The organism is Streptococcus cristatus (genome assembly GCF_003943465.1).
Taxonomy (GTDB): domain Bacteria; phylum Bacillota; class Bacilli; order Lactobacillales; family Streptococcaceae; genus Streptococcus; species Streptococcus cristatus_C.
Map to the genome: position 1 here is coordinate 1 of NZ_RJPR01000014.1, position 23,636 is coordinate 23,636.

20 protein-coding genes are annotated in these 23,636 nt (G+C 43.8%); 17 read left to right on the forward strand and 3 right to left on the reverse strand.

Going from position 1 to position 23,636, the window contains the following annotated elements:
• The first annotated feature begins 328 nt into the window (after nucleotides 1-328).
• From yajC to D8793_RS10785, 6 genes are all read left to right on the forward strand, one after another.
• Nucleotides 329-664 (forward strand): preprotein translocase subunit YajC, encoded by a 336-nt coding sequence (gene yajC / locus D8793_RS10760; RefSeq protein ID WP_125372110.1) that lies wholly within the window; start codon nucleotides 329-331, stop codon nucleotides 662-664.
• Nucleotides 665-881: 217 nt separating this feature from the next.
• Nucleotides 882-1,631, forward strand: a complete 750-nt coding sequence (uppS, locus tag D8793_RS10765) for an undecaprenyl pyrophosphate synthase (RefSeq protein WP_125372112.1) — start codon at nucleotides 882-884, stop codon at nucleotides 1,629-1,631.
• A 15-nt stretch (nucleotides 1,632-1,646) separates the two neighbouring features.
• Nucleotides 1,647-2,450 carry a phosphatidate cytidylyltransferase gene (locus D8793_RS10770; protein ID WP_125372114.1) on the forward strand — a complete coding sequence of 268 codons (804 nt, stop codon included), beginning with the start codon at nucleotides 1,647-1,649 and terminating at the stop codon, nucleotides 2,448-2,450.
• A gap of 70 nt (nucleotides 2,451-2,520) precedes the next feature.
• A complete protein-coding gene (rseP, locus tag D8793_RS10775; RefSeq protein WP_125372116.1) occupies nucleotides 2,521-3,777 on the forward strand; it encodes an RIP metalloprotease RseP in 1,257 nt (418 codons plus the stop codon).
• Between the two features lie 45 nt (nucleotides 3,778-3,822).
• Nucleotides 3,823-5,673, forward strand: coding sequence for a proline--tRNA ligase (locus tag D8793_RS10780; protein WP_125372118.1), 1,851 nt, complete (start codon nucleotides 3,823-3,825; stop codon nucleotides 5,671-5,673).
• 87 nt (nucleotides 5,674-5,760) lie between these two features.
• On the forward strand, nucleotides 5,761-6,144 hold the full coding sequence (locus D8793_RS10785) for a PH domain-containing protein (RefSeq protein ID WP_185760303.1): 384 nt from the start codon (nucleotides 5,761-5,763) through the stop codon (nucleotides 6,142-6,144).
• A gap of 100 nt (nucleotides 6,145-6,244) precedes the next feature.
• Here the strand turns inward: D8793_RS10785 and D8793_RS10790 are convergent, their stop codons facing one another.
• Both D8793_RS10790 and D8793_RS10795 read right to left on the reverse strand, forming a co-directional pair.
• Nucleotides 6,245-6,712, reverse strand: coding sequence for a hypothetical protein (locus tag D8793_RS10790; protein ID WP_125372120.1), 468 nt, complete (start codon nucleotides 6,710-6,712; stop codon nucleotides 6,245-6,247).
• 150 nt (nucleotides 6,713-6,862) lie between these two features.
• Nucleotides 6,863-7,405, reverse strand: a complete 543-nt coding sequence (locus D8793_RS10795) for a DUF1307 domain-containing protein (RefSeq protein WP_125372122.1) — start codon at nucleotides 7,403-7,405, stop codon at nucleotides 6,863-6,865.
• Nucleotides 7,406-7,573: 168 nt separating this feature from the next.
• Here D8793_RS10795 and D8793_RS10800 point away from each other — a divergent pair, with 168 nt between their 5' ends.
• The 4 genes from D8793_RS10800 to D8793_RS10810 all read left to right on the forward strand — a co-directional run bounded on the left by D8793_RS10800 (nucleotide 7,574) and on the right by D8793_RS10810 (nucleotide 13,719).
• On the forward strand, nucleotides 7,574-11,962 hold the full coding sequence (locus D8793_RS10800) for a PolC-type DNA polymerase III (RefSeq protein ID WP_125372124.1): 4,389 nt from the start codon (nucleotides 7,574-7,576) through the stop codon (nucleotides 11,960-11,962).
• A gap of 19 nt (nucleotides 11,963-11,981) precedes the next feature.
• Nucleotides 11,982-12,134 carry a hypothetical protein gene (locus D8793_RS11945; protein ID WP_005591870.1) on the forward strand — a complete coding sequence of 51 codons (153 nt, stop codon included), beginning with the start codon at nucleotides 11,982-11,984 and terminating at the stop codon, nucleotides 12,132-12,134.
• A 19-nt stretch (nucleotides 12,135-12,153) separates the two neighbouring features.
• A complete protein-coding gene (locus D8793_RS10805) occupies nucleotides 12,154-13,395 on the forward strand; it encodes an aminopeptidase (protein ID WP_125372126.1) in 1,242 nt (413 codons plus the stop codon).
• A 93-nt stretch (nucleotides 13,396-13,488) separates the two neighbouring features.
• Nucleotides 13,489-13,719: a GlsB/YeaQ/YmgE family stress response membrane protein gene (locus D8793_RS10810; RefSeq protein WP_125372128.1), complete on the forward strand. Its 231-nt coding sequence runs from the start codon at nucleotides 13,489-13,491 to the stop codon at nucleotides 13,717-13,719.
• A gap of 66 nt (nucleotides 13,720-13,785) precedes the next feature.
• Here D8793_RS10810 and def read toward each other — a convergent pair whose 3' ends face one another.
• Nucleotides 13,786-14,418: a peptide deformylase gene (def, locus tag D8793_RS10815; protein ID WP_005591873.1), complete on the reverse strand. Its 633-nt coding sequence runs from the start codon at nucleotides 14,416-14,418 to the stop codon at nucleotides 13,786-13,788.
• Between the two features lie 194 nt (nucleotides 14,419-14,612).
• On the opposite strand from def, the gene D8793_RS10820 reads away from it, so the two are divergent.
• The 7 genes from D8793_RS10820 (at nucleotide 14,613) to oppC (ending at nucleotide 23,629) form a co-directional block, all read left to right on the forward strand.
• The gene (locus D8793_RS10820; protein ID WP_125372131.1) at nucleotides 14,613-15,764 is read left to right on the forward strand and encodes an MFS transporter; all 1,152 of its coding nucleotides are present in this window, start codon (nucleotides 14,613-14,615) and stop codon (nucleotides 15,762-15,764) included.
• A gap of 9 nt (nucleotides 15,765-15,773) precedes the next feature.
• Nucleotides 15,774-16,502 carry a pseudouridine synthase gene (locus D8793_RS10825; RefSeq protein WP_125372134.1) on the forward strand — a complete coding sequence of 243 codons (729 nt, stop codon included), beginning with the start codon at nucleotides 15,774-15,776 and terminating at the stop codon, nucleotides 16,500-16,502.
• Between the two features lie 114 nt (nucleotides 16,503-16,616).
• Complete coding sequence (locus D8793_RS10830; RefSeq protein ID WP_005591876.1) at nucleotides 16,617-17,111, forward strand: DUF536 domain-containing protein; 495 nt, start codon at nucleotides 16,617-16,619, stop codon at nucleotides 17,109-17,111.
• Between the two features lie 158 nt (nucleotides 17,112-17,269).
• Nucleotides 17,270-19,024: a glycerophosphodiester phosphodiesterase gene (locus D8793_RS10835; RefSeq protein WP_125372136.1), complete on the forward strand. Its 1,755-nt coding sequence runs from the start codon at nucleotides 17,270-17,272 to the stop codon at nucleotides 19,022-19,024.
• A 140-nt stretch (nucleotides 19,025-19,164) separates the two neighbouring features.
• A complete protein-coding gene (locus tag D8793_RS10840; protein ID WP_125372138.1) occupies nucleotides 19,165-21,141 on the forward strand; it encodes a peptide ABC transporter substrate-binding protein in 1,977 nt (658 codons plus the stop codon).
• A gap of 65 nt (nucleotides 21,142-21,206) precedes the next feature.
• Nucleotides 21,207-22,703 carry an ABC transporter permease gene (locus D8793_RS10845; RefSeq protein ID WP_125372140.1) on the forward strand — a complete coding sequence of 499 codons (1,497 nt, stop codon included), beginning with the start codon at nucleotides 21,207-21,209 and terminating at the stop codon, nucleotides 22,701-22,703.
• The gene (gene oppC / locus D8793_RS10850; RefSeq protein WP_125372142.1) at nucleotides 22,703-23,629 is read left to right on the forward strand and encodes an oligopeptide ABC transporter permease OppC; all 927 of its coding nucleotides are present in this window, start codon (nucleotides 22,703-22,705) and stop codon (nucleotides 23,627-23,629) included. Before D8793_RS10845 ends, oppC begins: the two co-directional genes overlap by 1 nt.
• Nucleotides 23,630-23,636 lie beyond the last annotated feature (7 nt).

Sequence of the window (23,636 nt, forward strand, 5' to 3'; positions counted from 1 at the left end):
TCCATTTATAAAGTCAGAGAGCTTGTCTACCGATAACGTTGTCGTATTTTTATACTCATGCTCAAGGCGATATTTTGGGGTACTCGTCGGTAGAGTGGATTAGTTTGTCCCGCGAAAGTGATATTCAAGAAATTATCAACCACAAAGCCCTCACTTAGATTATACTTCTAAATGAGGGCTGTTGTCTTTATTTTCATGTTTCTGTGGGTGACGGCTATGTCGTCATGGCTGTCTGTCCCACTCTCTTTTGGAAATCATTTTCCTGCCTTGTCAAAATGGCCAAAATCTGCTATAGTAATTAGTAGATGAATTCCAAAGGAGAAGAGAAATGAATCCAACAATGATGATTATTTTTTTTGTTGTGCTAGTAGGAATGATGTATTTCCAAGTACGGACACAGAAAAAGCAAGCTGAAAAACGGATGGAAAGCCTTAATAAACTGCAAAAAGGCTATGAAGTCATTACCATTGGTGGCCTTTACGGAACTGTTGACGAAGTTGATTCAGAGCGTAAGACTGTTGTCTTGGACGTAGACGGTGTTTTCTTGACATTTGAATTGGCAGCCATTAAGACGGTTTTGCCATTGACAGAAGGCATCCCAGCTGCTACGGGAGTGGAAGGCGATATCGCTGTGTCTGATGAAGATACTGCAATTGAAGAATAGGATATAGGGCAGTCGAGAGGCTGTCTTTTTTATTTTAAGGACATTTTGTAAGCTCATCTTTTACAATATTATAGTTGCACAATACTAGCGAAACCTGCCTACATCCACTACTAACTATTTATCATCAGCTCTGATAGACGAAAAATCAGCTCTCCTGCCCACATTTAAAGGATTTATGATATAATGAAATGATAAAACTTTAAATAGGATAAAAAATATGTTTAGTTTTAAGAAAAAAGAAAAGCTCGATGAGGCCTTGCTTGTTCCCAAGCATATAGGGATTATCATGGATGGCAATGGTCGTTGGGCTAAAAAACGTATGCAGCCGCGCGTCTTTGGCCATAAGGCAGGTATGGAAGCCTTGCAAGAAGTGACGATTGCAGCCAAGGAGATGGGTGTGCAGGTCTTGACGGTCTATGCCTTTTCAACGGAAAACTGGGCGCGGCCAGAAAAAGAAGTGTCTTTCATTATGAATTTGCCGGTTGAGTTTTATGATCGCTATGTGCCAGAATTGCACAGAAACAATGTGAAAATTCAAATGATTGGCGACACGAAGCGACTTCCTAAAGCAACCTTTGAGGCCTTGGAGAAGGCTGAGGAGCTGACTCGCTTGAATACGGGGTTGATTTTGAATTTCGCCCTGAACTACGGCGGCCGAGCTGAAATTAATCAAGCGGTTCAGAAGCTTGCCCAAGATGTTTTAGATGCGAAAGTCCAACCAGCTGATATTACAGAGGAAATGCTTGGAGCTTATCTCTACACAAGCAGTCTGCCTGCAAGTTTACGGGATCCTGACTTGGTCATTCGTACGAGTGGCGAGCTGCGCCTTAGCAATTTCCTCCCTTGGCAGACAGCATATAGCGAGTTGTATTTTACAGATATTCTTTGGCCGGATTTCGATGAGAAGACTTTGAAAGATGCGGTTGTAGAGTATAATCGCCGCAATCGCCGCTTCGGCGGTGTATAAAGGGGGAAGAAAAAGATGAGTTTTGATTTACAAAGACGTCTTCTTTTTGGAGGAATTGCTCTAGCTATTTTTATTCCTCTAGTGAAGATGGGAGGGATTCCCTTCCAGATCAGTGTTGGTCTTTTAGCTATGCTAGCAGTGCATGAATTGCTTAAGATGAAGGGGCTTCCGACAGCGACCTTAGAAGGCGGATTGGCTATGCTGGCAGCTTTTGTCTTAACCTTGCCACTTGAGAATTACTTGAAGTTCTTGCCCGTGGACGGCAATGTGATGGCTTATGGTTTGGTTGTTTTTGCCTTGCTAGGAGCGACTGTTTTAGGTTCCTCTTATAGCTTTGAGGATGCGGCTTATCCGATTGCTTCTAGTTTTTATGTCGGTCTAGGTTTTAATGCTTTGATCGATGCCCGTTTGGTGAATGTGGACAAGGTTTTGCTGGCTCTCTTTATCGTCTGGGCGACAGACAGTGGGGCCTATCTGGTTGGTACCCGCTACGGACGGAGAAAATTATTGCCAAAGGTATCGCCAAATAAAACCATTGAAGGCAGTTTAGGAGGCATTATCTCAGCAGTGCTGGTTTCTGCGATTTTTATGTCTGTTCGTCCGCAAGTTGCCACTCCGTATAGCTTTGTGACCATGCTGCTCTTGACTGTTGTCTTTAGTATTGCTGGCCAATTCGGTGACTTGGTAGAGAGCGCTATTAAGCGTCACTTTGGTGTCAAAGACTCAGGGAAGTTTATTCCTGGGCATGGCGGCGTTTTGGATCGCTTTGATAGCTTGCTTTTTGTCTTTCCACTGATGCACCTCTTTGGCCTGTTTTAAGGGGTTTGGTGGCCAAGCAGCCGAAAGCCTTCTTGGCTTAATGAACAATCTTAAGAGAAAGATTAGACTTATGCAGATTATTACATTTATTATTATTTTTGGGATCATCGTGGTGGTTCATGAGTTTGGACATTTCTACTTTGCCAAAAAATCAGGCATTTTAGTTCGTGAGTTTGCCATTGGGATGGGCCCGAAAATCTTTGCTCATATTGGCAAGGATGGAACAGCCTATACGATTCGGATTTTGCCGCTCGGTGGTTATGTCCGCATGGCTGGCTGGGGCGAGGATTCGACAGAAATTAAAACAGGTACGCCAGCTAGTCTGACCTTGAATGAAGATGGAAAAGTCGTCCGCATCAATCTGTCTAGCAAGAAAATTGATCAGACGGCTCTGCCTATGAATGTGACCAGTTTTGATTTTGAAGAAAAGCTGGAGATTACAGGGCTGGTCTTGGATGCGACCAGGACTTATTCTGTTGACCACGATGCGACCATTGTTGAGGAAGACGGAACGGAAGTTCGGATTGCTCCGCTGGATGTCCAGTATCAAAATGCGACTATCTGGGGGCGACTCATCACCAATTTTGCTGGCCCTATGAACAATTTCATTTTGAGTATTCTAGTTTTCATGCTCTTGGCCTTTCTGCAAGGTGGAGTCCAAGATGAAAGTAGCAATCATTTTCAGGTGCTGGAAGGTAGCGCCGTTGCCAAGGCAGGGGTGAAAAGCGATGACCAGATTCTGAAAGTCGACAATTATGAGATTGCAAACTGGGATGACCTGACTAAAGCAGTGTCAGAAGCGACGAAGGATAAGGCAGATGCACCAAAATTGACCATCACTTATAAGAGCGGCAGTCAGACTCATAAAGTGGACATCGAGCCTAAAAAAGAGGGGGATCGCTATCTATTGGGCGTTTCACCTGCTATCAAAACTGGTTTTTGGGACAAGGTGGTCGGAGGTTTTACCGCTACTTGGACGACCACTGGTCGGATTTTGACGGCTTTGAAAGATTTGATTTTTAACTTTAATTTAAATAAATTAGGCGGTCCAGTTGCTATTTATAATGTCAGCAGTCAGGCAGCTCAGCAAGGTCTGCCGGCTATTCTGAGTCTCTTAGCTATGCTGTCCCTTAATATCGGGATCTTTAATCTAATTCCGATTCCGGCTTTGGACGGTGGAAAAATTGTTCTCAATATCCTTGAGGCTATCCGTCGCAAACCCTTGAAACGGGAAACAGAAAGCTATGTTACCCTCGCAGGGGTAGCTGTCATGGTTGTCCTTATGATCGCTGTGACTTGGAATGATATTATGAAATTGTTCTTCTAACATTTTAAAAGATTTAAAAATATTCTATGAAGGAGTTTTGTTTTTATGAAACAAAGTAAAATGCTAATCCCAACGCTACGTGAAATGCCAAGTGATGCTCAGGTTATCAGCCATGCCCTTATGTTGCGGGCTGGCTATGTTCGCCAAGTTTCTGCGGGAGTTTACTCTTATCTGCCACTGGCCAACCGCGTCATTGAAAAAGCGAAAAAAATCATGCGGGAAGAGTTTGATAAGATTGGTGCGGTTGAAATGCTGGCGCCTGCCCTGCTTAGTGCGGACCTCTGGCGCGAGTCAGGTCGTTATGAAACCTACGGTGAAGACCTCTACAAGCTAAAAAATCGCGAAAAGTCAGACTTTATCCTAGGTCCTACACACGAAGAGACCTTCACTTCCATTGTCCGTGACTCTGTTAAATCATACAAGCAATTGCCACTCAACCTCTATCAAATCCAACCTAAGTACCGCGACGAAAAGCGCCCACGTAATGGACTTCTTCGTACTCGTGAGTTTATCATGAAAGACGGTTATAGTTTCCATGCCAACTATGATAGTTTGGATGTAACTTATGATGAGTACAAATCTGCTTATGAGAAAATCTTCACTCGCAGCGAGCTAGATTTCAAAGCCATTATTGGTGACGGCGGCGCTATGGGTGGTAAGGATAGTCAGGAATTTATGGCGATCACGCCTGCTCGTACAGACCTTGACCGTTGGGTCGTTTTGGACAAGTCAGTTGCCTCATTTGATGAGATTCCTGCAGAAGTGCAAGAAGAAATCAAGGCAGAATTGCTCAAGTGGATGGTCTCTGGTGAAGATACGATTGCTTACTCTAGTGAGTCTAGCTATGCAGCCAACCTAGAAATGGCGACCAATGCTTACAAACCAAACAAAAAAGTAGTGACTGAAGCAGAGTTGGTGCGTGTGGAAACTCCTGACTGCAAGACCATTGATGAGGTGGCAGCTTTCCTACAAGTCGATACAGAAAAAACAATCAAGACCTTGGTTTACATGGCTGATGAAAAGCCTGTCGTAGCGCTCCTTGTCGGCAATGACCAACTCAACGAAGTTAAGCTGAAAAATCATCTGGGAGCTGATTTCTTTGAAGTCGCTAGTGAAGAGGATGTTCGTCAGATCTTGGGCGCAGGCTTTGGCTCACTAGGCCCAGTCAATCTGCCAGAAGATGTGACCATTATCGCGGACCGTAGAGTCCAAGACCTTTCTAACGCTGTAGCAGGAGCCAATGAAGATGGCTATCACCTGACTGGTGTTAATCCAGGCCGTGACTTTAGCCCAGAGTATGTGGATATCCGCGAAGTTCGTGAAGGTGAAGTGTCTCCGGACGGTCAAGGTATCCTCAAGTTTGCTCGTGGGATTGAGATTGGGCACATCTTCAAGCTGGGAACTCGCTATTCTGACAGCATGAACGCCAATGTCTTGGACGAAAATGGCCGAGCAGTGCCGATGATTATGGGCTGCTACGGTATCGGTGTCAGCCGTCTCCTGTCCGCCGTTATGGAGCAACACGCTCGCCTCTTTGTCAATAAAACTCCTAAGGGTGAATTCCGCTATGCTTGGGGAATCAACTTTCCGAAAGAACTGGCACCATTTGACGTGCACTTGATTCCGGTCAATGTCAAGGACGAGGAAGCTCTGGCTCTGACTGACCAAATCGAGGCTAACTTGTTGAGTGCGGGTTATGAAGTCTTGGTGGATGATCGCAATGAGCGCGCGGGTGTCAAGTTCAGCGACAGCGATTTGATTGGTCTCCCAATCCGTGTAACAGTTGGTAAGAAAGCCGCAGAAGGCATTGTCGAAGTCAAGATTAAGGCTACCGGGGATACTATTGAAGTCCACGCCGATAATCTGCTAGAAACTCTGTCTATTTTGACAAAATAAAATCAACTGCCAGTTTTGTCTGGCAGTTTTCTTTTGCTTATTGGCCTTGAAAATGCTATAGTAGGGAAAAATGAATTGGAGGAATGAATGATGGGATTATTCAGCGGTTTATTGGGCAATGCTTCTCAGAAGGATATTGAAAAAACAGAAAGAGAGTTGGAGAACATTTTGACGCCAGCAGAAAATGTGGAGCTGGCATTCAGCCTCATTCGCGACTTGATTGTCTTTACAGATAAGCGGTTGATTTTGGTGGACAAGCAGGGAGTGACAGGTAAGAAAACGGCTTATAAGTCTTATCCTTATCGCTCCATTTCTCGCTTTTCGGTGGAAACGGCTGGCCACTTTGATCTAGATGCTGAGCTGAAAATCTGGGTTTCCAGTGCTGAGGAACCAGCTGAAACCCTAACTTTCCGAAGTGATAAAAGTGTCATTGCCATCCAAAAAGCGCTGGCAGAAGCAGTATTGAGATAAAAAGCGGTTTCAACCGCTTTTTTTGCAAACAAAAACTAACCATAGCTTATTAGCTCGGTTAGTTCATAAATAGAGATTGACGATCTGGAATACTTCCTATCTAGTTGTCTTCACTAGGGAAAGATTCACCAAAATGCAGCTCAGAGTATGGAGTTTCAAAATGACCTCCGTCATAAGTTACCTTGACTGAAGTTATTCCGAAGTCAACGATTATTGGTTTTGCAGCTGTTATAAAGACATAGCGATTAGCGTTTTGCTTTATATCATAGACTTTTACTGCTCCGTAAATGGAATCGGAAGAATAGATATCTCCATTTTTAATCGATTTGCTTATCTCAATGGTCTTCTTAGCAGGAGAGTAGGATAAATTATAGGCTTCTTTTTTTCCGATGCCTTGTGTAATAAAAGTTTCGTTGTCATCACTTTTAGCTTGAAAGTGAATAAAATTTTTATCAAAACTTTTCTGAGCGTTGTTCATAACGAGAAATAAATTTACTCCCCATGAAGCTAAGCCCAAAATAAGAAGAGAAGCGATACCAATAAAAACAGTTTTTTTAGTTAAGCGCATAAAAACTCCTTGAAAATCATGCTATTGGAGAAGTGAAAGTCAATAGCTTGCTCTAAAAAATATTTTCTAAGTTTTTTCTTGCTGGCGAACTAAGGAGCTGGCTAGCAAGACAGGATAGTTTCTAAAGTAAAAAATAAGTCAGAAAAGATTTCATTCTTCTGTGAAACCTTGAGATAGCAGAAAAGCAAAGAAATCTTCGGGCTTTTCCTTAAGCTTTTTGAATAGGTTATCTTTAGTTGTTTCCCCTAAAGCAGCCATGACTTGTTTTTCTTTTGCTTTGCTGAGATCAAAGTGGGCAACTTGTGCAACGGTTTTCTTGTCCTCTGAAACTTTGACTTCAAGTGTGACTCCATCTAACTTGCTGAATTTATCATAAAAGTCACTGGCTTTCAATTCTTCCTGATAAATGTTACTGATTTCTTCAGGACTCTTGTTTTGCTCGTCCTCTTGAGTCGGTTTCGTAGCCATAAAATCGAAGGCTCGAATCTTATCTTTTTGATAATAAGTAACAATTTTATTATTGTATCCGTTAGGCATGTTGTAAGCAAAAGTTTTGGTTTTTACCTTTTCTTCTTTTTGGGGCTTGCTTTGGCTCTGACTTTGGTTGGGTTTGTTTTCGTGCTTAGTTTGCTTAGGCATGCTGCAGGCAGTCAAAGCCAGCAGACAGGCGCTAGCTAAGAGAATTTTTTTCATGATTCAGACTCCTTTGGATAGATGTTCTGTTCTATTATAGCATAACTTAGTTTTAAGACAAGAAAATAGATAAATATATAGACATCAACAGCTTTACTCCGCTCTTTTTCTGTCGAAAAAAGTGCTGATTTATGGTAAAATAGGGTCACTACTGTACGAGGAAATACCATGTCAAACAAGTTTGAAATTTTAATGCATCAGCTGGATATGCCACTGGAAATGAGAAATTCAGAGGCCTTTTTGAATGCTGAAATTGAGAAGGTTCTGGTCCACAAGGTCAGTCGGGTCTGGGAGTTTCATTTTTCTTTTGCGAATATTCTGCCCATTGAGATTTTTCGGGAATTGCAGAAGCGCTTAGCTCAAGAGTTTTCTAAGACGGGCAATCAAGCCGTTTTTGAAATTCACTGTCAGAATCCTCAGGTATCGGACGAGCTCTTGCAGGCTTATTACCAGCTGGCCTTTGAGGAAGGGCCTTGTGCTAGTCATGGCTTCAAGAGCCTGTATCAGGATTTGCGGGTTCATTTGGATGGGGACAAGCTGCTGATTGAGGGGGCTTCGACCATTGATACGGAGCATTTTCGTAAGAATCACCTGCCAAATCTCAGTCGCCAGCTGGTCAAATACGGCTTCCCTCATCTGACTTGTCAGGTGCAGCACAGTGATGAGCTGACCCAGCAGCAAGCGGAGAATTTTCAAGCGGAGAATGACAAGATTGTTCAGGCGGCTAATGAAGAGGCACTCAAAGCCATGGAATCCCTGCAACAGATGGCACCACCGCCAGAGGAAAAGCCGACTTATGATTTCCAAGCTCGAAAGGCTGCGGCTAAACCAAATCTGGATAAGGCAGAGATTACTCCTATGATCGAAGTTCAGACTGAGGAAAACCGTCTGGTTTTCGAGGGAATGGTCTTTGACTTGGAGCAGAAGGTTACTCGGACCGGCCGAGTCTTGCTTAACTTCAAAATGACAGACTACACTTCTAGCTTCTCCTTGCAAAAATGGATGAAAAACGAAGAAGAAGCCAAGAAGTTTGACATGATTAAGAAAGGCGCCTGGCTGCGGGTGCGGGGAAATGTGGAGATGAACAATTTCACCCGCGACCTGACCATGAATGTGCAGGATGTTCAGGCTGTTACCCACTATGAGCGCAAGGACTTGATGCCTGAGGGCCAGAAGCGGGTTGAGTTTCACGCCCATACCAATATGTCTACTATGGACGCCTTGCCTGAGGTAGAGGAAATCGTTGCAACAGCAGCCAAGTGGGGCCACAAGGCTGTCGCTATTACCGACCATGGCAATGTGCAGAGCTTTCCCCATGGCTATAAAGCTGCCAAGAAAGCTGGTATTCAGCTGATTTACGGTATGGAGGCCAATATTGTAGAAGACCGGGTGCCCATCGTCTACAATGAAGTGGACATGGCGCTGAGCGATGCGACTTATGTAGTTTTTGACGTGGAGACGACGGGACTTTCGGCGGTATACAATGACTTGATTCAGGTTGCTGCCAGCAAGATGCACAAGGGCAATATCATCGCTGAGTTTGATGAGTTTATCAATCCTGGGCATCCTCTGTCGGCCTTTACGACGGACTTGACCGGGATTACGGATGAGCATGTTCGCAATGCCAAGCCGCTAGAGCAGGTGCTGAAAGAATTTCAGGAATTTTGCCAGGACAGTGTCCTCGTTGCCCATAATGCCACCTTTGACGTGGGTTTTATGAATGTCAACTATGAGCGGCATGGCCTGCCGAAAATCACTCAGCCAGTCATTGACACGCTGGAATTTGCCCGCAATCTCTATCCAGAGTACAAGCGCCATGGTCTGGGGCCTTTGACCAAGCGGTTCCAGATTGCTCTGGAGCACCACCACATGGCCAACTATGACGCGGAAGCGACGGGCCGTCTCCTCTTTATCTTTATCAAGGATGTAGCTGAAAAGCATGGTGTGACTAATCTCAAGGATTTGAATACGGATCTGGTCGATGAGAATTCTTACAAGAAGGCTCGGGTCAAGCATGCGACTATTTATGTTAAAAATCAGACGGGGCTCAAGAATATTTTCAAACTAGTCAGTCTGTCCAATACCAAGTATTTCGAAGGCGTCCCGCGGATTCCACGGACCGTGCTGGATGCTCATCGTGAAGGCCTGATTCTGGGCTCAGCCTGCTCAGAAGGCGAAGTCTATGATGCTGTTGTCTCTCAGGGGGTGGATGCGGCTGTCGAAGTAGCCAAGTATTATGACTTTATCGAGGTCATGCCACCGGCCATCTATGAGCCACTGATTGCCAAGGAGCAAATCAAGGACCAGGAAGAACTGCAGACCATTATTCGTAATCTGATTGAGGTCGGCGATCGTTTAGGCAAGCCTGTCCTTGCGACGGGGAACGTCCACTATATCGAGCCGGAAGAAGAAATTTATCGTGAAATTATCGTCCGGAGTCTCGGTCAGGGAGCCGTGATTAACCGGACCATTGGTCATGGTGAAAATGCCCAGCCGGCTCCGCTTCCTAAGGCTCATTTTCGGACCACTAATGAGATGCTGGACGAATTTGCCTTTCTAGGCGAGGATTTGGCTAAGAAGTTAGTCATCACCAATCCGAATCAGCTGGCGGAGACCTTTGAGCCGGTAGAGGTGGTCAAGGGCGATCTTTATACGCCTTTCATTGACAAGGCTGAGGAGACAGTTGCCGAGCTGACCTATCAAAAAGCCTTTGAGATTTATGGCAATCCGCTGCCAGATATCGTGGACTTGCGGATCGAAAAAGAGCTGACCTCCATCTTGGGGAATGGTTTTGCCGTGATCTATCTGGCTTCGCAGATGTTGGTGCAACGCTCTAACGAGCGGGGCTATCTGGTAGGTTCACGGGGGTCTGTTGGATCCAGCTTTGTCGCGACTATGATTGGGATTACCGAGGTTAATCCTCTATCGCCCCACTATGTCTGTGGCAAATGTCAATACAGCGAGTTCATCACGGACGGCTCCTATGGTTCTGGCTTCGACATGCCGGATAAGGACTGCCCAGAATGTGGTCACAAGCTGAGCAAGAACGGTCAGGATATTCCATTTGAGACCTTCCTTGGATTTGACGGGGACAAGGTACCCGATATTGACTTGAACTTCTCGGGGGAAGATCAGCCTAGCGCCCACTTGGACGTACGGGATATCTTTGGTGAGGAGTATGCCTTTCGTGCAGGAACGGTTGGTACGGTGGCTGCTAAGACGGCCTATGGATTTGTCAAGGGTTACGAGCGCGACTACGGGAAGTTCTACCGAGACGCCGAAGTTGAGCGTCTGGCGCAGGGAGCGGCCGGAGTCAAGAGGACGACTGGACAACACCCGGGCGGAATCGTTGTTATCCCTAACTACATGGATGTTTATGACTTTACACCGGTCCAATATCCAGCTGACGATGTGACGGCCGAATGGCAAACGACCCACTTTAACTTCCACGATATCGATGAGAACGTCCTCAAACTCGATGTGCTGGGGCATGATGATCCGACCATGATTCGGAAGCTTCAGGACTTGTCTGGCATTGATCCAAATGACATCCCTATGGATGACGCTGGTGTCATGGCCCTCTTTTCTGGAACAGACATTCTGGGGGTGACTGAGGAGCAAATCGGCACGCCGACTGGTATGCTGGGGATTCCGGAGTTTGGGACCAACTTTGTACGGGGCATGGTTGATGAGACGCATCCGACGACCTTTGCTGAGCTCTTACAGCTATCTGGTCTTTCTCATGGTACGGACGTTTGGTTGGGCAATGCTCAAGACTTGATTAAACAAGGGATTGCTGACCTGTCCACCGTAATCGGCTGTCGGGACGACATCATGGTTTACCTCATGCACAAGGGCTTGGATCCTAAGATGGCCTTTACGATCATGGAGCGCGTGCGGAAGGGCCTTTGGCTGAAGATTTCTGAAGAAGAGCGCAATGGCTACATCGCAGCCATGAAGGAAAACAATGTGCCAGAGTGGTACATCGAGTCCTGTGGAAAGATCAAGTACATGTTCCCTAAGGCCCATGCGGCAGCCTACGTTATGATGGCCCTGCGGGTAGCCTACTTCAAGGTACATCATCCGATTTATTACTACTGTGCTTATTTCTCCATCCGGGCTAAGGCCTTTGATATCAAGACCATGAGTGGCGGTCTTGATGCCGTCAAACGTCGGATGAGCGAAATCGCTGAAAAGCGTAAGAACAACGAAGCTTCCAATGTAGAAATTGACCTTTATACGACTCTGGAAATCGTCAATGAAATGCTGGAGCGGGGCTTCAAGTTCGGAAAGCTAGATCTCTACAAGAGCCATGCGACCGAGTTTCTCATCGAAGGAGATACCCTTATCCCACCATTCTCTGCCATGGACGGTCTGGGTGATAACGTTGCCCGCCAATTAGTTAGAGCGCGGGAAGAAGGTGAATTCCTTTCTAAGACAGAGCTCCGCAAACGTGGCGGCCTTTCTAGCACCCTAGTTGAAAAAATGGACGACATGGGCATCCTGGGCAATATGCCCGAGGATAACCAGTTGAGTCTCTTTGATGAATTTTTCTAAAATATAGAAAGAGGTTTTTATGAAATTGACCATTTCCGCTCAGGATAAGCCTGCGCAAAAGGTGTTTGATTACCAGCTGGAGTTTGACCCAGATACGATTTTGAAAATGACCGCTTTGATTTGCGGTACGGTGGCAGCGGTTAGCCTGCTATCCCTGTTTAAAGAGAAATAACGAAAGAAAAGGAAACATTATGGTTCTGCCAAATTTTAAAGAAAACTTAGAAAAATACGCTAAACTATTGGTTGCCAATGGTATCAATGTGCAGCCGGGTCACACGGTGGCGCTCAATATTGATGTGGAGCAGCGTGAGCTGGCTCACTTGATTGTCAAGGAGGCCTATGCTCTGGGAGCTCACGAGGTCATCGTCCAGTGGGCGGATGATTTGACTACGCGGGAGAAATTCCTCCATGCACCGATAGAGCGCTTGGACAATGTCCCAGACTATAAGGTGGCTGAGATGAACTATCTCCTCGAAAAGAAAGCCAGCCGCTTGGGCGTTCGTTCATCTGACCCAGGAGCTTTAAATGGCGTGGATGCCGAGAAATTATCGGCTTCTGCTAAGGCTATGGGGATAGCCATGAAGCCGATGCGAATCGCAACCCAATCCAATAAAGTCAGCTGGACAGTCGCTGCAGCAGCCGGTACAGAGTGGGCTAAGAAGGTCTTTCCAAACGCAGCCAGTGATGAGGAAGCGGTAGACTTGCTTTGGGATCAGATTTTCAAAACCTGCCGTGTTTACGAAGAAGACCCCGTGAAGGCTTGGGAAGAACACGCTGCTATCCTTAAGAGCAAGGCAGAAATGCTTAATAAGGAGCAATTTTCAGCTCTTCATTACACAGCGCCAGGGACTGATTTGACACTTGGCTTGCCTAAGAACCACGTTTGGGAATCAGCTGGTGCCATCAACGCACAGGGCGAAGGATTCTTGCCAAATATGCCGACAGAGGAAGTCTTCACAGCCCCTGACTTCCGTAGGGCAGATGGTTATGTCACTTCTACAAAACCACTTAGCTATAATGGAAATATCATCGAAGGTATCAAGGTGACCTTCAAGGATGGCCAGATTGTGGACATTACTGCTGAGAAGGGAGACCAGGTTATGAAGGATCTTGTCTTTGAAAATGCGGGTGCTCGTGCCTTGGGTGAATGTGCCTTGGTACCAGATCCAAGCCCAATTTCCCAGTCAGGTATTACCTTCTTTAACACCCTTTTCGATGAGAATGCTTCAAACCACTTGGCTATCGGTGCAGCCTATGCGACCAGCGTGGTTGGCGGAGCAGATATGAGCGAAGAAGAGCTTGAAGCTGCGGGACTTAACCGCTCAGATGTTCACGTGGACTTTATGATTGGCTCTAATCAAATGGATATCGATGGCATCCGCGAAGACGGCAGCCGTGTAGCAATCTTCCGCAATGGAGATTGGGCAATTTAAGATTTTAAGTTGTTTTGACGGGCACTTTTAATCTGACAGCTCCCACCTGCTTCTTGAAAAGTATTCTTAGAAGCATAGAAAGAAGGATCCTATATGATTGGTAGTATGTTTGTCGGTTTTATTATTGGTCTCATGGCTGGGGCTGTCACCAGCCGCGGGGAACGTATGGGCTGTATCGGAAAAATCCTCTTGGGCTGGTTTGGTTCATGGCTTGGGCAATTGCTTTTTGGCCACTGGGGACCGATGTTAGCGGGCACAGCCATTCTTCCCTCAGTCTTGGGTGCTGTGATCCTCTTGGCTCTTTTCTGGGATCGAGGCACCTAGAATAGTGTAAAAGAAATACCTAGACGTGAAAACGTCTAGGTATTTTTGATTGCAATATATGGTCGTTTATTCCAGCACCAGCATGCCGTCCTTCACTGCAAATGGATCTTTTTCATTGATGCGGTCGTAAAACATGATGCCGTTGATATGGTCAATCTCGTGTTGAACCACGATAGAATTATAGCCTTTGAGTTTGATGCGGTGTTTTTGGCCATCCTTGTCAAAGTAATCCACGGTCACTCGTGCATGACGCACAACATAGCCTGGCACTTCTCGGTCAACAGAAAGGCAGCCTTCTCCATCAGCTAGAGCAGCATCTTGCACAGAGTGGGCAACAACTTTAGGATTGTACATGACCTGAGCTAGGGAGTAGGCTTCTTTAGGTGGATTTCCTTCTTCGTCCTCCAGATTTGGCACTAACACAGCGATAATCCGCTTAGAAATATCCAGCTGAGGCGCTGCTAGACCAACTCCGCCACGGAGTCCCATTTTTTCAGCCATGACAGGATCTTGAGAATGTTTCAAGAACTGCATCATTTTCTCACCTAAAATGATTTCCTGATCAGATAAGGGGAAGCTGACTTCTTCAGCCACCGCACGCAAGGTAGGATTTCCCTCGCGAATAATATCGCTCATATCAATCAAATGAGCTGCTTTGGTTAATTTATCCATAACCGATTTTTTTTCACTAACAGACATGATTCTCTCCTTTTTCTTTCTTTCATCATAACACAAATCCCTCCAGAAATAAAGAAAGGGCTTGTCCTTTTATCAGAGGAGAAATTTTTCGAAAGAATACTCTTTTTAATGGCTGAATTTTTAAGAAAAGATGATTGCGTCTTTTTCTAAAAAGCTGTATGATAGAATGAGTGTGATTTTTAAAGGAAAATAGAATGAAAAAGTTTATGGAAAAAGTGAGTATTCTCTCACTTTCTTTAGTGTTGACGACCTCCTTTTCGATTTCCAGTGCCCAATCGGCTATGTTTGCTTTTTATAAAGACTTGCCAGAAAGTTGGATTGAATTGTTGGTCTCTTTGCCATCGGCTGGGATTATGCTCATGCTAGTTTTAAATGGCCTAGTGGAGAAATATTTATCGGAACGAAAGATGATTGTGACGGGGCTCTTGATTTTCTCTCTTTGCGGCTTTGTTCCTCTCGTGAATAAGGAATATTGGGTGATTTTTGCCTCGCGCCTGATCTTTGGTATGGGAGTTGGTTTGCTCAATGCTAAGGCCATTTCGATTATCAGCGAACGTTATGAGGGCAAGGAACGGATTCAGACCCTCGGTCTACGTGGATCGGCTGAAGTTGTCGGGACGGCTCTCTTGACACTTGGAGTGAGCCAGTTGCTTCGCTTTGGCTGGGAAATCTCTTTCTTGGTCTATGCGTCGGGGCTGATTGTTTTAACTCTCTATCTGCTCTTTGTTCCCTATGGCAAGGAGGAGAAGCATCATGAGGCTCATCAGGAAGGAAAGGGTCTGACAGCTGCACAGTGGTTTCTGACAATCGGCCTAGCCCTGGTAGCAGCCGTGATTGTCTTGACGAATGTAGTTATCAACGTGCGCGTGCCCGGCCTGGTTGAAAAGTCTGGTATGGGCAGCGTTCAGACGGCAGGTTTGATTCTTTCAAGCATGCAGTTGATTGGTATTGCCGCAGGCTTGTCCTTTGCACCTCTTCTTCATTATTTCAAGGAAAATTTATTGACGGTTGCAGGAGTGGTCTTTGGTTTTACTGCGATCATGATTGGTTTGGCACCCAATCTCTTGCTCTTGAGTGTGGTTACCATCGCTTCTGGCTTTGTTTATAGTGTCAGTCTGACAGCGATTTTTCATATTCTTTCCGAGAGAATCCCTAGCAAATCCCTGAATAAAGTGACTTCGATTGTGATTTTAGGTTGTAGTGCTGGAGCTACCGCTACAACTTTCTTTTTGTCATTGATTAGTCAATTTTCAAGCCAAGCTTCCTTTATTTTTTGCGTTTTGGGAAGTCTGATGGTTTTAATGGCAGTGCTGGCATTCGGCATTCTCAAGAAAAAGTCTGCTTAGGAGAAGAGTATGCGTTTGGATAAATTTCTAGTGGAAAGTGGGCTTGGCTCACGTAGTCAAGTCAAGCAACTATTGAAAAAAGGTCAAGTCTGGGTCAATGGGGCAGCAGTCACGTCGGCCAAGACACAGATTGATGAGCGGTCGGATAAGATTGTGGTGGATGGTCAGACCTTGGTTTATGAAAAATTTGTCTACTATCTCTTAAACAAACAAAAGGGTGTCATTTCTGCCACTGAAGATGACCGCCATAAAACGGTTTTAGATTTGTTGGACCATACTGCCCGTCAAAAAGAAGTCTTTCCTGTGGGGCGGTTAGATGTGGATACGCATGGTCTTCTGCTTTTGACCAATAATGGTCAGTTATCGCACGCTATGCTGTCTCCCAAACGCCATGTGGCTAAGGTTTATCAAGCTCAGGTTGCCGGTCTGATGGATCAGGCAGATGTTGAGCGTTTTGCTCAAGGAATCGAACTCAAAGATTTCACTTGTCAGCCTGCCCAACTCGAAATTCTTGAAAGAGATGAGGTGGCGAAGACCAGTCTGGTCCGTATCACCCTATCAGAGGGTAAGTTTCATCAGGTGAAGCGGATGGTTTTAGCTTGTGGGAAGGAAGTCACGGACCTTCAGCGTTTGTCTATGGGACCTTTGCAGCTAGATCCAAATCTGGAACTGGGGCAATGGCGACGCTTGACTAAAGAAGAAATGCAGAGCTTGGAAATTTTTCAAGTTGAACTATAGAAAGCTAGGAAAGTGGAGCAATATATTGCTTCGCTTTTTTGCTCTATTTGACAGTTAAGCCTTGATATGATAAGATTTAGGTAACTATATCTAGAAAAAGTTTCAGAGGAAATTATGGCAATTGAAAAGACAGTCAGCGAGCTGGCCGAGATTTTAGGAGTCAGCCGTCAGGCAATCAATAATCGTGTCAAGGCCTTGCCGCCAGAGGATACAGAAAAAAATGAAAAAGGTGTCACAGTCGTGACCCGTAGTGGCCTGATTAAGCTAGAAGAAATTTATAAAAAGACCATTTTTGAAGATGAGCCTGTCAGTGAGGAAGTCAAGCAGCGCGAGTTGATGGAAATCTTAGTGGATGAAAAAAATGCTGAGATTTTGCGTCTTTATGAGCAACTCAAGGCTAAAGATAATCAGTTGGCTAAGAAAGACGAACAACTCCGTGTCAAGGACGTGCAAATTGCTGAAAAAGATAAGCAGCTAGACCAGCAGCAACAGTTGACAGCCAAGGCTATGAGCGAGCGGGAAACCCTTCTTTTGGAGCTGGATGAAGCCAAAGAGAAGGTGCAGAAGCAGGAAAACAAAGGTTTTTTTGCTCGTTTGTTTGGTAAATAAGAAAGAAAATCTCAGTTGAAAAGCTGAGATTTATTTTTCAAAGAAAGAGTAGAGATAAGGCAGAGAAACTGCCAAACGCAGATTTTCAGGAGCCATTTAGTCTTTGTTAGAGTTTGCCTATCCCTTTTTCGCCCAAATTTCTGAAAGAAGAAAATAAGATGAAACCAGAAAAACTTAGCTTTAAGCGCTTTTATCATAATTTAGATAAGATCCTAGTTCTCTTTTTCATGGTCTTTATGATGATGGAGTATGCATGGATCCCCTTTAATTCCTACGCAGCAGAATACCTGCTCAAACAGACAGGCTATCTCTTTTTGTCTTATAACAATGCCTGGGCAGTCCTCAGCTCTAATTGGCTGGTCGGTCTAGGTTTTCTAGTCCTCGTTGTGGTTAATCTCTTTGTCGCCTATTTCCAGAGCGGCATGATTTTCATGGGGATTCGCAACCTTTTGGACCAAGAAAATCGACCAGTATTCGCTTTTCTTGGAAAAACATTTAGGGACAGTTTTGCTATTGTCAAGAAGGCTGGACCAGGGAAAATGCTCTTTATCGTACTTTATATGGGCTTTCTTTTTCCCTTCTTGCGCCAAATTTTGAAAATATACTATCTCAATAAAATTTTGGTTCCGGATTTTATTGTCACCTATTTGGCAAATAATATTTTGTTCGCTGTTTTCATGGGACTTCTTGTGGTCGGCATGCTTCTGGTGGCAGTGCGACTAATGTTTGCCCTACCACAGCTCTTTTTTGAGCATGCGACAGTTCCTCAGGCAATTCGCTTTAGTCTGGCCAAGACTAAGAACCGCCTTTTCTTTTACACTAGGCATCTTTTTTGGATTATTATCAAAAGCTTTCTGCTTTATACTTTTCTCGCAGCTCCAGCTATACTAGGACAGCGGTACATGCACACTCAACCAAATGAGGTTGTCCTCTTTAGCGGTATTGTAGCTTTTGTCCTGATTAAGTTTGCCTACTATGCTATGTTGTCCTATTTCCTTCTCAAATTTGTCTCCTTCCTGACAGATCGTACCTTAAATGACTATCCAACGAAAAGAGGCCTGTCTCTAATGCGTTGGTTTGTTCTGACTATTGCCAGCTTAAGCTTCGCATTAGAAGGTTATGTCTATCTAAATTTCCCTTTGGAGAACGTTCCGATTACGATTTCCCATAGAGGGGTTTCGAGGGAAAATGGAATCCAAAATACCGTAGAAGCGCTGGAAAAAACAGCCTTGCTCAAACCTGACTTGGTAGAAATGGATGTGCAGGAAACCAAGGATGGGCAATTTGTCATGATGCATGACGCAAATCTGAAGCAGTTGGCAGGTCTTGATGCCCAGCCTCAAGACCTAACCTTGGCCGAACTAACTTCGCTAGAGATTTCAGAAAATGGCTATCGGGCTAAGATTTCTAGCTTTGACGATTACTTTACTCGTGCCAATCAACTCGGACAGCGCCTCTTGATAGAAATCAAGACCAGCAAGAAAGACTCCAAGGATATGATGGAGCGATTCTTGAGCAAGTATGGTGCCAAAATCAAGGTTTATCAACACCAGATTCAGTCTTTGGACTACCAAGTCATCGATCAGGTAGTCAAATATGACTCTTCTATCCCCAGCTTTTTTATCCTGCCCTATAATACAATCTTTCCACGGACTAAAGCTTCTGGCTACACCATGGAATATTCAACCTTGGATGAAAATTTTGTCAATAAACTCTGGCAATCCGACAAACGCCTCTATGACTGGACTATTAATGATGAGGATAGCATCGTCAAATCTTTTCGCTTAGGAGTGGATGGGATGATTACAGATAATTTGGAGTTGGTTCAGACTTCCATAAAAGAACTCAAGGATGATCCGGACTATACTACCCTTCTATTAAATAAGTCTTTAGACTTGCTAAGTTTTTCTTAGAATAGCAGTGGAAAATGAACACGAGTAATAGAGTAGAGTTATTGCATGTCTACCATAATATTCAGAAAATTTAGTTTACTTTTTTCCTTTCTTGTGCTATAATCCTAAGTAAACCTAAAAAACAAAATTGGAGAATTCGTATGAAAAAAAGCAAAGTATTAGCTTTAGCTGGGGTTAGCCTTCTTTCAGTAGGCGTTTTAGCTGCTTGTTCTGGTTCATCAAAAGGAAACAGCGCAGCAAAAGCTTATAATTATGTCTATACTGCTGAACCAGAAACATTGGACTATGTGACGTCTGGTAAGGCTTCAACATCTGACCTCGTGACTAACGGTGTGGACGGTTTGTTGGAAAATGACCAATATGGTAATTTTGTACCGTCTATTGCAGAGTCTTGGACTGTTTCTAAAGATGGTTTGACTTATACCTATAAAATCCGTAAAGACGCTAAATGGTATACTTCAGAAGGTGAAGAATACGGGAATGTGACAGCTCAGGACTTTGTGACTGGCCTCAAGCATGCTGCTGATAAGAAATCTGAAGCCCTTTATCTTGTGCAACAATCTGTAAAAGGCTTGGATGACTACGTAAATGGTAAAACACCTGACTTCTCTACTGTTGGAGTTAAGGCAGTTGACGACCACACTCTCCAATATACTTTGAACCAACCTGAACCACAGTGGAATTCAAAGACAACTTCACAAGTTCTTTGGCCAGTTAATGCTGAATTCCTTAAGAAACAAGGGGACAAATTTGGTCAATCTACTGACCCATCTTCTATCCTTTACAATGGACCATTCTTGATGAAGTCTATCACTGCTAAGTCTGCTGTTGAGTATCAAAAGAATGAAAACTACTGGGATAAGGAAAATGTTCATGTCGATACTATCAAGTTGTCTTACTTTGATGGACAAGACCAAGATGCCCTTGCTCGTAACTTTAAAGATGGCGCCTACACAGTAGCTCGTCTCTACCCTACAAGCTCAAACTATGCTGGAGTAGAAAAAGACTTCAAGGATAATATCTTTTTCACACCGCCAAGTGCTGGTGTAGCTGTTATGGGTGTCAATATTGATCGTCAAAGTTACAACCATACAAGCAAAACAACAGATGCTCAGAAGTCTGCTACTAAGAAAGCGATTCTTAACAAAGACTTCCGTCAAGCCTTGAACTTTGCTATTGACCGCACATCATACTCAGCACAGATCAATGGTAAAGAGGGTGCTCCTTACGCTGTCCGTAATACTTATGTACCACCTTCATTTGTTCAAGTTGGCGATAAATCTTTTGGTGACGTTGTAGAAGAGAAAGTTGCTGCATTGGGTGACGAATGGAAAGGTGTTAAACTTGAGGACGGTCAAGATGGCCTCTTTAATGCTGAGAAAGCAAAAGCAGAGTTTGCCAAAGCAAAAGCAGCTCTACAAGCTGACGGAGTGGAATTCCCAATCCATCTGGATCTCCCAGTTGCTCAGACTTCTAAGCCAATGGTTAACCGCGCACAATCGCTTAAGCAATCTGTTGAAAAGACTTTGGGAACTGAGAATGTTGTTGTAGATATTCAACAAATGTCAGAAGATGATCTTTACAACATTACTTACTATGCACCAAATGCTGCTGGCGAAGACTGGGATATCTCAACAGCTGTTGGTTGGAACCCTGACTATCAAGATCCATCAACTTATTTGGATATTTTGAAAACTACATCAACTAAAACTACAAAGACTTACCTTGGTTTTGAGGGAGCAGACAATGCAGCCGCTAAGCAAGTTGGTTTAGATGAATTTGACCGCTTGGTAGATGAAGCTGGTAAAGAGACTTCAGATGTTGCTACTCGCTACGAAAAATATGCAGCAGCTCAGGCTTGGTTGACAGACAACTCTCTTGTTGTTCCATTGATGGCAAATCCTGGTGCAGCACCATTTATCTCACGTATCGAGCCATTCTCAGGCGCTTATGCTCAAACTGGTAATAAGACAAGTTCTACTTACTTCAAACGTCTTAAAGTTACAAATGACGTAGTAACGAAGAAAGACTACGAAGCAGCTCGTAAGAAATGGCTGAAAGAAAAAGAAGAGTCAAATGCGAAAGCACAAAAAGATCTCGAAAGTCATGTAGAATAAATCGTTCACTAGAACTTTCTCTAATAACGAGAGAAAGTTCTTTTGAAATTTAAAGGAAACGATAAATGAAGAAATACATTTTTATGCGTATTTTACGCTCAATTGTGTCGATTTTCTTGGTAACGACCTTGACCTATACCATTATTTATACAATGGTTCCGAGAAGATTGATTTTCAAACAAGACCCGAACTACAATAAGATAGCCACAACCGAAGATAAAAAGACAAACTATGAAAATACAGTCTATGAACGGATGGGTTATATTGACTATTATGATACAAAAGAGTTACAGGAAAAAGCCAAGAAGGAAAATAAATCTGTAACTACTGAGGCAACTGATGAGAATAAAAAGATCTACGAAGCCTACGTTGAAAAACTTGGCAAAGGTTGGAAATTGTATCAATTCAAAGAAAGCAAAGAATTCTATGCTGTTCGTGAAGTTCCAGTTTACGAGCGTGTACTTGAGTTCTATGCTAATCTGATTCAGATTGATCATCCAAATGTGATTCAAGATGAGGAAAATCCAAATCTTAAGCGCTATATCCGTATCGAAAATGACCCTGCCATTGGTTGGTCAGTCGTAGGTTCTGGTACTCGTCATAAATATCTTCTATATTTTAATGGCCAATTCCCATTTGTTCACCAAAACTTTGTTAGTTTGAACCTAGGAAATTCTTACCCTACTTATGCGAATACACCTGTACTACAAGTTATTTCCCAAGGACAAGGTCAAACAAAATCATCAGAAGTTCAATTCCCAACAGGTAAGAAAACTTCTGCTGTAGATATTTACTCTCGTACCTACAAGACTCCAAGTAAGGCAGACTCTCAGGATATTGCTAAATATGGCAAGGGAGATGCTTACACTGCAACCAAGAATAACTATCAAAACCCATCGATGATTGTCAGCTCATCTATTATTGGTCTGATTGGTGTGGCGCTTTCTTATTTGATTGCTGTTCCTCTTGGTTCTTATATGGCTCGTTTGAAAAATACTTGGTTTGATAGTATTTCAACAGGTGGCTTGACCTTCATGATGTCACTGCCAACCATCGCTCTTGTTTATATTGTTCGTTTGGCTGGTTCAGCTATTGGTCTTCCAGATTCCTTCCCAATTTTGGGAGCAGGTGACTGGCGTTCCTATGTTTTGCCATCGCTGATTCTTGGACTTCTAAGCGCACCTGTGACAGCTGTCTGGATTCGTCGTTATATGATTGACTTACAATCCCAAGACTTTGTTCGCTTTGCTCGTGCCAAAGGTCTTTCTGAGAAAGAAATTTCGAACAAGCACATTTTCAAGAATGCGATGGTGCCGTTGGTATCTAGTATTCCAGCTTCTATCGTTGGTGTTATTGCAGGTGCGACCCTGACAGAAACTGTCTTCGCCTTTCCCGGTATGGGTAAAATGCTGATTGATTCTGTTAAGGCATCAAATAACTCAATGGTGGTTGGTCTTGTATTTATTTTCACCTGTCTTTCAATTTTTGCCCTCTTAGTTGGTGATATCTTGATGACAATGCTTGACCCACGTATTAAATTAACATCTAAAGGAGGTAAATAATGGCTACAATTGATAAAAGTAAATTCCAATTTGTCAAACGTGACGATTTTGCCTCTGAAACGATTGATGCTCCAGCTTATTCATACTGGCGCTCCGTTATGCGTCAGTTCTTGAAGAAGAAATCAACGACGATCATGTTAGGAATTCTGGTTGTCATCGTTTTGATGAGTTTCATTTATCCAATGTTTTCGAATTTCGATTTCAATGATGTCAGCAAGGTAAATGACTTTAGTATGCGTTATATCAAACCAAACGCTGAACACTGGTTTGGTACAGACAGTAATGGTAAATCTTTGTTTGACGGTGTTTGGTTTGGTGCGCGGAATTCTATCTTGATTTCCATTATTGCAACACTCATTAACCTGATTATCGGAATTATTATTGGTGCTATCTGGGGAATTTCCAAAGCGGTTGACCGGATCATGATGGAAGTCTACAATGTTATTTCAAATATTCCAGCACTCTTGATTGTCATTGTCTTGACTTACTCTATCGGTGCTGGTTTCTGGAACTTGATCTTCGCCATGACCATCACTGGCTGGGTAGGGATTGCGTATACGATCCGTATTCAAATTATGCGTTACCGTGATTTGGAGTATAACTTGGCATCGCGTACCTTGGGAACTCCAACATATAAGATTGTGACCAAGAATATCATGCCCCAGTTGGTATCTGTTATCGTGACGACAACTTCTCAAATGCTTCCAAACTTTATCTCTTACGAGGCATTCCTATCCTTCTTTGGACTTGGTCTTCCTGTAACAGTACCAAGTTTGGGACGCTTGATTTCCGACTATTCACAAAACGTAACAACCAACGCTTACCTTTTCTGGATTCCATTGACAACCCTGATCTTGGTATCCCTGTCCTTCTTCGTAGTTGGTCAAAACTTAGCCGATGCAAGTGATCCACGGACACATAGATAGGAGTAAA